This window comes from Cryobacterium sinapicolor, from assembly GCF_004403465.1.
GTDB classification, from domain to species: Bacteria; Actinomycetota; Actinomycetes; order Actinomycetales; family Microbacteriaceae; genus Cryobacterium; species Cryobacterium sinapicolor.
This window is the reverse complement of the sequence record NZ_SOGQ01000020.1, coordinates 1-11,683: the sequence shown is the minus strand read 5'-3', so window position 1 is coordinate 11,683 and position 11,683 is coordinate 1. Positions and strand designations below refer to the sequence as shown.

The window sequence follows — 11,683 nt, the reverse complement described above, 5'->3', positions numbered from 1 at the left end:
CGCGCTCGCTGCCGACGGTGCTGCCGTGAGGGTGCTCGTCACCGGGGCGAGCGGCTTCCTCGGCCGGGCCGTCGCGGCGGAGATCGCGGCCGCCGGGCACGAGGTGCGCGCCTTCCAGCGCCGCCCCTCGGGCGTGCCCGGCGTGACCGACGTGCTCGGCTCGGTCACCGAGCCTGCCGAGGCCCGGCGCGCCGTCGCCGAAATGGACGCGGTCGTGCACCTGGCCGCAAAGGTGTCCCTCGCCGGCAGCCCGGCCGACTTCGCCGCCGTGAATGTGGGCGGCACGCGCACCCTGCTGGCTGCGGCCACGGATGCCGGTGTCTCCCGTTTCGTCTTCGTGTCGTCGCCCTCGGTGGCCCACGCCGGGGCATCCATAGTCGGCAGCGGCGCCGAACCGGCCGACCCGGCCCGCGCCCGCGGACCCTACGCCCGCACCAAGGCCGAGGCCGAACTCCTCGCGCTGGCCGCGGACTCGGCCGAGCTGCGCGTGGTCGCGGTGCGTCCGCACCTGGTCTGGGGGCCCGGCGACACGCAGCTCGTGGCCCGCATCGTCGAGCGTGCCCGGGCCGGACGCCTCCCGCTGCTCGGCCACGGCGCCGCCCTGATCGACACCACCTACATCGACAACGCCGCCTCGGCCATCGCGGCCGCCCTCGAGCAGGCCGACGCCGTGCACGGCAATTCCTACGTGATCACGAACGGGGAGCCGCGGCCGGTCGCCGAGCTGCTCGCGGGCATGTGCCGGGCCGCCGGCGTGCCCGCGCCGGCCTGGCGGGTGCCGGCCAGGGTCGCCCGCGGGGCAGGCGGCCTGATCGAGGCGGCCTGGCGCATCCGCCCGGGGGTCGACGAGCCGCCGATGACCCGGTTCTTGGCCGAGCAGCTCTCGACCGCGCACTGGTTCGACCAGCGCCGCACCCGGTCCGAGCTGCGGTGGACGCCCGCGGTGAGCCTCGACGAGGGCTTCCGCCGTCTCGCGGCCTCCTACGCCCGGTAGCCGACTCTCGCCGTTTCTGCCGAGAATCGCCTTTGTGGGGGCGATTCTCGGCGCAAACAACGACTCTCGCCAGGCGGGAACCGGCGGCTAGGAACGGATGCCCAGGGCCGCCCGCACGATCGCCAGCGCCTCCTCCGCGGGCAGGCCGAGGGCGCGCATCCGTTCGGCGTAGGCGACCGCGGCCAGCTGCGCCTGCCGGTGCGTGGCATCCCCGGTTGGTGCGATGAAGGAGCCCAGCCGGCCGCGGGTCTCGATCACCTCGTCCTGCTCCAGTTCCCGGTAGGCGCGCGCGACCGTATTCGGCGCCAGGCCGAGGTCTTCGGCGAGCCGCCGCACGGTGGGCAGCTTGTCGCCCGGCGACAGCGCGCCGGTGCGCACGCCCTCGATCACCTGCACGCGTAGCTGCTCGTACGGCGGGGTGGGCGAGTGCTGGTCGACGGTTAGTTCCATGCCGGGCATCCTTTGTCTGCGTTACGTACCAAGCTAGCGGCGCCCGACCCGGTCGCGGCGCCCGACCCGCTAGCGGCGCCCGACCCGCTAGCGGCGCCCGACCGGTCGCGAAAGCGGGTGAATCGTCGGTATGGCGCACGAAAACTGACGATTCAGCCGCACTCGCGAAACGCACTCGCGAAACGCACTCGCGAAACGCACTCGCGAAACGCACTCGCGAGACGCACTCGCGAGACGCACCCGGGAAACGCACCCGGGAAACGCACCCGGGAAACGCACCCGGGAAACGTGAGCGCGAAACGCACCCGCGAAACGGAGGCGCGGACGGATGTGTGAGCCGCGAACGGATGCGCGTGGCCGGACGGGCGCGGTGGCTCGCTAGGCTCGACACGTGACCTGGCCCCGCGACCTCCCCGCCCAGCTGGCCGGACTGGCGCCGACCCTGCTGGGCATCGCACTGCTCATCGGGATTGTCACGCTGGTGCTGCGTACGTACCGGGTGGCGCATCCGTTCGCGCCGGCGCTCGCCGTGCTTCGTGGGGCCCTGCAGCTCGCCGTGATCAGCCTGATCCTCAGCGGCATCATCTCCGACCCGTTCTGGGTCGGCGTGGGTCTGGTGGTCATGTTCACCGCGGCGGTGGGCACGGTCACCCGCCGGATCGGCGCCACCCGGCGGCACTTCGCCTGGGTGGCCGCCTCGATGGGCCTGGGTGTTCTGGTCACCCTCCTCGTGGTCTTCGGTACCGGCGCGCTCGAGTTCACGCCGCGCTACGTTCTGTCGTTCGGCGGCATCATCATCGGCAACGCCATGTCGATCGCCACGCTCTCCGGCCGGCGCTTCACCGAGGGCGTCACCGAGCACTGGGAGGAGGTGGAGGGCTGGCTGGCCCTCGGCGCCACTCCGCGCCAGTCCACCCGGGAACTGGCCCGCCGCGCGGTGTACTTCGCCCTGATCCCCTCGACGGACCAGACGAAGACCACCGGGCTGGTCACCCTGCCCGGGGCCTTCGTGGGTGCGATTTTCGGTGGCGCCTCGCCGCTCGAGGCCGGGCGATTCCAGATCGTGGTGCTCGCCGGCATCCTCTGCGCCGGATCGATCGCGGCGGTCGCCCTGATCCACCTGCTCGCGCCCGTGCAGCGCCGCCCGGTCCCGGTCCCCGGCTAGCCGAGTGGGCGCTCGTGCTCGTGGCCGTGGGCACCTCGAGCCGTGCCGCCGGCCTAGTGCAGCACCAGGAACTTGGCCAGGATCAGCACGCCGGCGACCAGCACGGTTCCCGCCGCCACGAGCACGAGCGGCCAGCCACGGATGCCGCGGAGCCGCAACCCGCCGACGGCCACCACTGCCAGCAGCACGGTGGCCGTGATCATGCCGATCAGTGTCGCGATGCCCGTGTCGAACCCGAGGGCAAGCAGGGCCAGCACGGTCAGCAGCGGCACGAACGCCGCCGAGATCATCGGGGCGCTGACGCGGAGGTGATGGCGCACGTGCGTCCAGCCGATCTCGGTGTCGCCGATCGAGTAGGCGAAGACGTGGGTGGCGAAGTACACGAGGTTGGTGATCATGACGACGATGATGATGGTGCCCGCGGAGCTCCGGCCGAGCCCGATCAGGGTGCTGGCGGCCACGAGCAGGCCGTACGCGCCCGCGCTGATGCGCTCGGCGCCGGCCGGACCGATCCTGTTGGGAGCATGACGGCTTTGAGGGGAGACCACCCCCACAGTGTGGCGGGGGTTAGGGCCGAGGGAAAGGGCCCGGCCCCGAGCGGCGCGCCTCGCGGCTCTGTGCCCCGCGTCGCAGCGCCCGCGGCTACTCGGCGGTGCGGTGGATCAGCCGGGACAACACGATCGCGCTGCGGGTGTGGTCCACGTTGGGGGCCAGGCGCACCTTCTCCAGCGCCGCCTCGAGACCGGGAATGTCCCGGGCCCGGATGTGCACGATGGCGTCGGCGCTGCCCGTGACGGTGCCGGCGTCCACGACCTCCGGCACCCCGGACAGGATGCGCAGCAGTTCCTCGGGCGCCACGGTGCCGCGGCAGAACAACTCGACGTAGGCCTCGGTGCTCATGCCGTCGATGGCCGGGTCCACCTGAATGGTGAAACCGCGGATGACGCGGTCCGCCACGAGCCGGTCGACCCGGCGTTTCACCGCCGACGCGGAGAGGCCGACGACCGAGCCGATATCGCCGTAGCCCGCCCGTGCGTTCTGGCGGAGCAGGTCGAGAATGCCACGGTCGAGGTTGTCCATGCGGAGAGTCTAGGGGGCGTCGTTGCGCTGGCGCACGCCTACACGCAGATAACCCGCGCCCGATGGCGGGAATCAGTGGTTAGCTGCGTGGTGGCCGACGGATGCCCGGGCGGGCGCCGGGCATCCGTGAATGTCTGTCATGGCGGAAAGCTGCGTCGAGGGTCGAAGGCGCGCACATTTTCGGCGCATATGGGGGTGCACATCCGATTCGCGCTGTGTAAAACTAGGAACGGCGTCTCTGCCCGGGCGTTTCGTGCCGGCAGAGCTCTCGTGAGTGACCTGGTCCGCCATCCACCCCGCCAGCCGACCTCACCCGACGAGGGCGGATGGCCGCCGAAGGAGACGCCATGTCGACCAACCTCACCGCCCCTGATCTCACCGCCCCCAACCCGGAGGAGCTGGTCTCGCCGGCGATCCCGATGCGTACGCCGGTCAAGCGCACGATTTTGATGTGCAAGCCCGATTTCTTCTCCGTCGTCTACCGCATCAACCCCTGGATGGACCCTGCCATCCCGACCGACACCGCGCTCGCCGTCGCCCAGTGGCAGACGCTCTACGACACCTACGTCGGCCTCGGCTTCGACGTGCATTTGATCGACCCCGTCGACGGCCTGCCGGACATGGTCTACGCGGCCAACGGTGGCTTCGTCATCGACAACATCGCCTACGGTGCGGCGTTCACCTATGCCGAGCGCCAGCCGGAAGGTCCGGCCTACATGGACTGGTTCGGCGCCAACGGCTTCGACGTGCGCGTGCCGGCGGAGATCAACGAGGGGGAGGGCGACTTCCTGCTCGTGGGCGACGTGATCCTCGCGGGCACCGGTTTCCGCAGCGCGTCGAACAGCCATGAAGAGGTGGCGACCATCTACAACCGTCCGGTGATCACGCTCAACCTGATCAACCCGAGCTTCTACCACCTCGACACGGCCATCGCCGTGCTCGACGGGTCGCCGGCCACGGGCAACGGCGAGATCGCCTACCTGCCGAGCGCGTTCGACGAGCCGAGCCTGGCCATCCTGCGCGAGCGCTTCCCGGACGCCATCATCGTGACCGAAGAGGACGCTGCCATCCTCGGCCTCAACTCCTATTCCGACGGCTACAACGTGGTCATCGCGGCGCGGGCGAAGGGCTTCGAGGCCCAGTTGCGCGCCCGCGGCTTCAACCCGATCGGGGTCGACCTGTCCGAGCTGCTGCTCGGTGGAGGAGGAGTGAAATGCTGCACCCTGGAACTGCGCCGATGACCGACCAGATCATCGCCCCGGTCACGGCGCCCGACCAAGCCGCGTACATCGCGCTGGAAGACGAGCACGCGGCCCACAACTACCACCCGTTGCCCGTGGTCGTCGCGTCCGGTGACGGCGCCTGGGTGACGGATGTCGACGGCAAGCGCTACCTGGACTGCCTGGCCGCGTATTCCGCGGTCAACTTCGGGCACTCCAACCCGCTCCTGCTGGACGCCGCCCGCGAGCAGCTGGGCCGCATCACGCTCACTAGCCGCGCCTTCCACAACGACCAGCTCGGCCCGTTCGTGACCGCGCTCGCCGAACTCTCCGGCAAGGACATGGTCCTGCCGATGAACACGGGCGCCGAAGCGGTCGAGTCCGGCATCAAGGTGGCCCGCGCCTGGGGCTACCGGGTCAAGGGCGTCGCCGCCGGGATGGCCAACATCATCGTGGCCGGGGAGAACTTCCACGGTCGCACCACCACGATCATCAGCTTCTCCGACGACGAATCGGCGCGCAAGGATTTCGGGCCGTTCACGCCCGGGTTCCGCACGGTTCCCTACGGGGACTCCGCTGCCCTCGAGGCCGCGATCGACGCGAACACGGTCGCGGTGCTGCTCGAGCCGATCCAGGGCGAGGCCGGCATCGTCGTGCCGCCGGCGGACTACCTGCCGGCCGTGCGCGAGATCACGACCCGCCACAAGGTGTTGTTCATCGCCGACGAGATCCAGTCCGGCCTCGGTCGCACGGGAGCGACCTTCGCCTGCGACCTGGTGGGCGTCGTTCCCGACCTCTACCTGCTCGGCAAGGCGCTCGGCGGCGGCATCGTGCCGGTCTCCGCGGTCGTCGGCAACCGGGACATCCTCGGCGTGCTCCGCCCCGGCGAGCACGGCTCGACCTTCGGCGGCAACCCGCTGGCGGCGGCCGTCGGGCTCGCCGTCGTCAAGCTGCTGGCCACCGGCGAGCAGCAGGAACGCGCCCGCGTGCTCGGCGCCCGCCTGCACGCCGGGCTGACCGGGTTGATCGGCCAGGGCGTCGTGGCCGTGCGCGGCGCCGGTCTCTGGGCCGGCATCGACATCGACCCCAAGCTGGCCTCCGGCCGGGCGGTCTGCGAGGCCCTCCTGGCGCGCGGCGTGCTCGCGAAGGACACCCACGGATTCACGATTCGACTGGCCCCGCCGATCGTGGTCTCCGAGGCCGACCTCGACTGGGCGGTCGAGCAGCTCGCCGCCGTGCTCGCGGAGCTCGCCGCAGCGTAGCCGGTCCGCCGAGTTATCCCGTTTGTGCCGAGTTGACCCGCTGAAGCGGGCCAGCTCGGCACAATTGGCGACACTCGGGCGGCTAGGACACTACAGGCCGACGGATGCCGCCACTGGCTGCGCGATGCGACCGAGGCGTGCGAGCTGCGTGACGTGGCCCGGGTCGAGCTCCTCCAGGCTGTTCACGCCGAGCAGCCGCATGGTGCGGGACACCTGCTCGGAGAGAATCTGGACGGCCCGGTCGACGCCGGCCTCGCCGCCCGCCATCAGGCCGTAGAGGTAGGCGCGGCCGATCAGGGTGAAGCGGGCGCCGAGAGCGACGGATGCCACGATGTCGGCGCCGCTCATGATGCCCGTGTCCAGGTGCACCTCGTACTCGTTGCCGACCTCGCGTACGACCTGCGGCAGCAGGTGGAACGGAATCGGGGCGCGGTCGAGCTGGCGGCCGCCGTGGTTGGAGAGGATGATGCCGTCCACGCCGAGGTCGGCGAGCGTGCGCGCATCCGACAGGCTCTGCACGCCCTTGACGACGATCTTGCCGGGCCACTGCGCCTTGATCCAGGCCAGGTCCTCGAAGGTGACGGTGGGGTCGAACATTGTGTCGAGCAGGTCGGCGACCGTGCCGCTCCAGCGGTCGAGGCTGGCGAAGGCGAGCGGTTCGGTGGTCAGGAAGTTGATCCACCACTCCGGCCTGGGCAGCGCGTTGATGACGGTTCCGGCGGTCAGGGCCGGCGGGATCGAGAAGCCGTTGCGCTTGTCGCGCAGGCGCGCGCCCGCCACGGGCACGTCCACGGTCACCAGCAGGGTGTCGTAGCCGGCCTTCGCGGCCCGGTCGACGAGCGCCATCGAGCGGTCGCGGTCCTTCCACATGTAGAGCTGGAACCAGTTGCGGCCGTGGGGGTTCGCGGCCTTGACATCCTCGATCGACGTGGTGCCCATGGTGGACAGGGAGAAGGGGATGCCGGCCCGGGCCGCCACGTGGGCGCCCGCGATCTCACCCTCGGTCTGCATCATCCGGGTGAACCCGGTCGGGGCGATGCCGAACGGCTGCGCCACGGGGGCGCCGAGCACGTCCCAGCCGGTCGAGACGGCCGACACGTCCCGCAGGATCGACGGGTTGAACTCGATGTCTTCGAAGGCCTGCCGGGCGCGGCCCAGCGAGAGCTCGGCCTCGGCGGCGCCATCGGTGTAGTCGAACGCGGCCTTCGGGGTGCGCTTCTTGGCGATGTCGCGCAGGTCGTAGATGGTCAGGGCGCTCTCGAGGCGGCGCTTTTTCGCGTTCAGCTCGGGGGTCTTGAAGTGCATCAGCGGGGCGAGGTCTTTGATCTTCGGGATGCGTCGTTGAACCATGGTCGAAGGGTCCTTTCTATCGGCCCACCGGGTGCCCGGTGGCATCCGTGTGGTCGTCGGCGTAGTTGTCGGGCAGGTGGTTGGCGAGGTGGGTTTCGGCGTAGTAGCCCGCGATGTGGGACTGCACGAGTCTGCGGGCGGCCGGGGGATCGCCGGCCTCGATGGCGTGGATGATCGCTCGGTGTTCGGCGCGCAGCCGGGTGGAGGTGTCGGGCCACGAGGCGAGGCCCGTCGCGCCCGCCCGCACATAGCCCTCGATGGCGCTGCGCAAGCCCGCCATCGTGGCGGTCACGACCTGATTGCCCGACGCGGTCGCCAGTGCCAGGTGGAACTCGGCGTCGAGGGCGAGGAACTCCGCCTCGCTCAGGGCGGGGGAGTCCATCGCGCCGAGCAGCAGCGCGGGCGTCGACAGGTCAGGGTGCAGGGCGGCGTTGGCGTCCATGGTCGCGGCGGCCCGGGCGGATGCCTCCGCCAGCTCGGTCACGACCGACGCCTCGAGCACGAGCCGGGTCTTGACCACGTCAGCGACGGGGAACCCCTGCGCCGCCACCTGCAGGCGCATCAGAGCCGACATACCGCCGCCGGGCAGAGCCACGATGATCGCTCCCGACGTGGGCCCCGATCCGGCGGAGGTACGGAGCAGCCCGAGCACCTCGAGCACCCGGATCGCCTCGCGCACGCTGGACCGTCCGACGCCCAGTTCGGCGGCGAGGGCCCGCTCGGGCGGCAGGTGGTCGCCCGGTCGCAGCCGCCCGCTGAGGAGATCCAGCTCGATGCTCTGTAACACGACTTCCCAGGCGCGATGCTCGATGCTCATGGGCTCCTCCTCGACGTTGGGGTGGGGTGGGCTGATGCGGCGGCGCGCTGTGGCGCACGATGGTGTGGTCTGACCACATGCTACAGGAGATCGCCGCTCCCGCGGGATAAAGTTCTGATTCAGCCCCGGGAGGCCGCCAATGACAGGCAACACCGCTCCGCTCCTGATCGACCTGCTGTTGCCGCCCGCGCCGGGTGGAAGCACGGGGCTGATGGCGGTGCTCGGCATCCCGGTCGGCACCGGGCCCTGGCCCGCCGTCGTGCTCGTGCACGAGGCCTTCGGACTCAATGATGTGATGCGGCGCCAGGTGGAACGGATGGCCGCGGCCGGCTACCTGGCCCTGATGCCGGACCTCTTCACCGAGGGTGGGGCGCGCAAATGCCTGACGCGGACGTTCCGCGCGCTGCAGGCCGGGGAGGGCCGGGCCTTCGCCGACATCGAATCCGCCCGGCGGTTCCTGATCGACCGGGACGACTGCACCGGCGCGGCCGGCGTGCTCGGATTCTGCATGGGCGGCGGATTCGCCCTGGCGGCCGCGACGCGCGGGTTCGACGCGGCATCCGTCAATTACGGCCGACTGCCGAAACAGCTCGATGACGCCCTCGCCGGCGCGTGCCCGATCGTGGGCAGCTTCGGCGCCACCGACACGTCACTCAGGGGCGCCGCCGCAACGCTCGAGGCCTCGGCGACCCGGTTGGGCATCGCGCACGATGTCAAGGAGTACCCGGGCGCCGGCCACGCCTTCCTCAACGACGCCGAGAGCGGCCCGGTGGCGCTGCGGTTCCTGCTGAAGCGCATCCTGGGGGCCGGGCCCAACCCCGTCGCAGCGGCCGACGCCTGGCAGCGGATCGAGGCCTTCTTCGGCGAGCACCTGGCCCCCGAACACCTGGCCCCCGAACGCTAGTTTCCGGTCGGGCTGCTGCACGGCGGTGAGCAGCATCGAGCCGCGGTAGAGCGCGGGCACCGTCCCGCGCCGGCTCGGCTCGGCTCGGCTCGGCTCAGACGAACAGCAGCACGATGCCGAGCACGCCGGATGCTGCGCCGATACCGAGCAGGATCAGTCCGGTCAGGCGCAGTGCCCTGCCCTCGACCTCCGGGGTGTGCGTACGGCACCGGGAGGGAGTCCGGAGGCTGAACCAGACCGGCACGTCGTCGCCGGGCGCGAGCCCGTGCGTCTCGTGCGTGTTCGCCGGGCACTCGTGCACCTCGCCGTCACGGTCGAACCAGCGGATGACCGTTCCGGCCCGGGAGGAGGCGATCACGCCATCCGTCAGAACCCAGCGGCCCTTCACGCCGCGGGCGACGAGGCCGGCCGCGAAGAGGGCCCCGCCCACAACCAGTCCGACCAGGGTCAGCACCTCGCTGAGGAGGGAAGCGAGCGAGTAGACGTCCACGTGGCCCCTTCTCGGTCGTCGCAACTGTACGGGCAAAATCGTACCGTGCCGCCGGGCCGGTCGCCGCGACCCGGCCGATGTCCCCAGGTTTGGGGGCGCGCGGTAAGGTCAATCAATGACCTCGGTTGTTGAACAAGCCCCCACCCGTGACGACCGAAGCTTCCTCGGCCAGCCTCGCTCCCTCGCCAACGTGTTCGGCGTCGAGATGTGGGAGCGCTTCTCCTTCTACGGGATGCAGGGCATCCTGCTGCTCTATTTGTACTACTCCGCGGCCGACGGCGGCCTCGGGATCCCGCAGTCCACCGCGGCCGGCATCGTGGGTGCCTATGGTGGCGGCGTCTACCTGTCGACCATCCTGGGGGCCTGGGTGGCCGACCGCCTGCTGGGCTCGGAGCGGGTGCTGTTCTACAGTGCGATCGTCATCGCGGTGGGGCACCTGGCGCTCGCGCTCCTGCCGGGCCTCGGCGGGGTGGCGACCGGCCTCATCCTGATCGCGCTGGGCAGCGGCGGTCTCAAGGCCAACGCGACCAGTGTCGTGGGCGCGCTCTACGCCAAGGACGACCCGCGGCTCGACGCGGGCTTCTCCCTGTTCTACCTCGGCATCAACCTGGGCGCCTTCTTCGGCCCGGTACTGACCGGCGTGCTGCAGACCACCCTCGGCTTCCACTACGGCTTCGGGCTCGCCGCCGTGGGCATGGCGATCGGCCTGGTGCAGTATTCCTTCGGCCGCAAGCGCCTGCCGGCCATCGTGCACGAGGTGCCGAACCCGCTGCCGGCCTCCCGCTACGCCGGTTACCTCTGGGGTGCGATCGCGGCGGTCGCCGTAATCGTGGTGCTGGTGCTGCTCGGGGTGATCACGGCATCCCGCCTGGTCACGATCGTGATCGCACTGACCCTGATCGCCACGGTCTCCTACTTCGTGGTCATCCTGCGCAACCGCCAGATCACCGCCCGCGAGCGAAAGCGCGTCTACGCGTTCATGCCCCTGTTCGTGGCCAGCGCCGCGTTCTGGTCCCTTTCGCAGCAGCAGTTCACGGTGGTCACGATCTACGCCGACGAGCGGCTCAACCGGGACGTGTTCGGCTGGGAGCTGCCGGTGTCGTGGGTGCAGTCGTTCAACCCGGTCTTCATCATCCTGCTGTCCGGCGTCTTTGCCGCGCTGTGGACCCGCTGGGGTTCGCGCCAGCCGTCCACCCCGGTGAAGTTCGCGCTCGGCACCGCGCTGATGGGGGCCGCGTTCCTCATGTTCCTCCCATTCGTCGACGGCGGCGCGAACTCGACGCCGCTGGCCGCGATGATCGCGATCCTCTTCGTGCTCACGGTGGCGGAGCTGATGATCGGGCCCGTCGGCCTGGCCGTCACCACGAGGCTGGCCCCGGAACCCTTCAAGACCCAGATGGTCGCGCTGTTCTTCCTGTCGATCGCGCTGGGCAGCGCGATGTCCGGCTGGCTCGCCGAGTGGTACACGTCGGTACCGGAGACGGTGTACTTCAGCGTGATCGGCGGAGTCGCGATCGTGCTCGGCGTGCTGCTCGCACTCATCGCGCGCCCGATCCTGCGGCTGATGGACGGCGTGCGCTGATCGCATCCGTCGACCGGCAGCTGTGGTCCGGCGGCTGTGGTCCGGCGGCTGTGGTCCGGCGGCTGTGGTCCGGCAGCTGTGCGCCGGCAGCTGTGGACTGACGGCTTTGAGGGGTAAGCGGATGGTGCCCCCCCCGCCCACCCCCCAGAGCTGTCGCCTCGCCGGGGAGCTGGTCAGCGCCGAGCCGGTCGAGCTCGTCTTGGAACTAATTCGACGGAGATTTTGGGTCGAACACCCGTTTTAGAGCCCAAACGCGGCCTCTAGATGTTCTTCCCACGGAGGTTGTGAGCGTGGCGTGAGCTAAAAAGGTGAGGACCTCCGGTATCGATTGGGTTACCACACTCAAGTCGATGCCACGGAGGCCCTCAT

Annotated in this window: 12 protein-coding genes; 6 read left to right on the top strand and 6 right to left on the bottom strand. The window is 70.4% G+C overall.

The features are described 5' to 3' along the window. Window positions 1–25: 25 nt before the first annotated feature. Window positions 26–994: an NAD-dependent epimerase/dehydratase family protein gene (locus E3T28_RS04645; RefSeq protein WP_134428405.1), complete on the top strand. Its 969-nt coding sequence runs from the start codon at window positions 26–28 to the stop codon at window positions 992–994. A gap of 87 nt (window positions 995–1,081) precedes the next feature. Here the strand turns inward: E3T28_RS04645 and E3T28_RS04640 are convergent, their stop codons facing one another. Further along, the gene (locus E3T28_RS04640) at window positions 1,082–1,444 is read right to left on the bottom strand and encodes a GntR family transcriptional regulator (RefSeq protein ID WP_134428403.1); all 363 of its coding nucleotides are present in this window, start codon (window positions 1,442–1,444) and stop codon (window positions 1,082–1,084) included. Window positions 1,445–1,835: 391 nt separating this feature from the next. Between E3T28_RS04640 and E3T28_RS04635 the strand changes: the two genes are divergently transcribed. Next, complete coding sequence (locus tag E3T28_RS04635) at window positions 1,836–2,609, top strand: ABC transporter permease (protein ID WP_174776798.1); 774 nt, start codon at window positions 1,836–1,838, stop codon at window positions 2,607–2,609. A gap of 53 nt (window positions 2,610–2,662) precedes the next feature. Here the strand turns inward: E3T28_RS04635 and E3T28_RS04630 are convergent, their stop codons facing one another. Both E3T28_RS04630 and E3T28_RS04625 read right to left on the bottom strand, forming a co-directional pair. Further along, complete coding sequence (locus tag E3T28_RS04630; protein ID WP_134428401.1) at window positions 2,663–3,157, bottom strand: hypothetical protein; 495 nt, start codon at window positions 3,155–3,157, stop codon at window positions 2,663–2,665. A gap of 94 nt (window positions 3,158–3,251) precedes the next feature. Next, complete coding sequence (locus E3T28_RS04625) at window positions 3,252–3,689, bottom strand: Lrp/AsnC family transcriptional regulator (protein WP_134424017.1); 438 nt, start codon at window positions 3,687–3,689, stop codon at window positions 3,252–3,254. 419 nt (window positions 3,690–4,108) lie between these two features. On the opposite strand from E3T28_RS04625, the gene ddaH reads away from it, so the two are divergent. Both ddaH and rocD read left to right on the top strand, forming a co-directional pair. Beyond that, window positions 4,109–4,930 carry a dimethylargininase gene (ddaH, locus tag E3T28_RS04620; RefSeq protein WP_134428463.1) on the top strand — a complete coding sequence of 274 codons (822 nt, stop codon included), beginning with the start codon at window positions 4,109–4,111 and terminating at the stop codon, window positions 4,928–4,930. Further along, window positions 4,927–6,171, top strand: coding sequence for an ornithine--oxo-acid transaminase (gene rocD / locus E3T28_RS04615; RefSeq protein WP_134428461.1), 1,245 nt, complete (start codon window positions 4,927–4,929; stop codon window positions 6,169–6,171). The genes ddaH and rocD overlap by 4 nt, the downstream gene beginning before the upstream one ends. Window positions 6,172–6,261: 90 nt before the next feature. Here rocD and E3T28_RS04610 read toward each other — a convergent pair whose 3' ends face one another. Then, complete coding sequence (locus E3T28_RS04610) at window positions 6,262–7,521, bottom strand: alpha-hydroxy acid oxidase (RefSeq protein WP_134428399.1); 1,260 nt, start codon at window positions 7,519–7,521, stop codon at window positions 6,262–6,264. Window positions 7,522–7,537: 16 nt separating this feature from the next. Continuing rightward, window positions 7,538–8,338: a FadR/GntR family transcriptional regulator gene (locus E3T28_RS04605; RefSeq protein WP_134428397.1), complete on the bottom strand. Its 801-nt coding sequence runs from the start codon at window positions 8,336–8,338 to the stop codon at window positions 7,538–7,540. Between the two features lie 139 nt (window positions 8,339–8,477). Here E3T28_RS04605 and E3T28_RS04600 point away from each other — a divergent pair, with 139 nt between their 5' ends. Then, on the top strand, window positions 8,478–9,242 hold the full coding sequence (locus E3T28_RS04600) for a dienelactone hydrolase family protein (RefSeq protein ID WP_134428395.1): 765 nt from the start codon (window positions 8,478–8,480) through the stop codon (window positions 9,240–9,242). Between the two features lie 94 nt (window positions 9,243–9,336). Here E3T28_RS04600 and E3T28_RS04595 read toward each other — a convergent pair whose 3' ends face one another. Continuing rightward, a complete protein-coding gene (locus E3T28_RS04595; protein ID WP_134428393.1) occupies window positions 9,337–9,732 on the bottom strand; it encodes a sortase in 396 nt (131 codons plus the stop codon). Between the two features lie 115 nt (window positions 9,733–9,847). Here E3T28_RS04595 and E3T28_RS04590 point away from each other — a divergent pair, with 115 nt between their 5' ends. Then, window positions 9,848–11,314, top strand: a complete 1,467-nt coding sequence (locus E3T28_RS04590; RefSeq protein WP_134428391.1) for a peptide MFS transporter — start codon at window positions 9,848–9,850, stop codon at window positions 11,312–11,314. Window positions 11,315–11,683 lie beyond the last annotated feature (369 nt).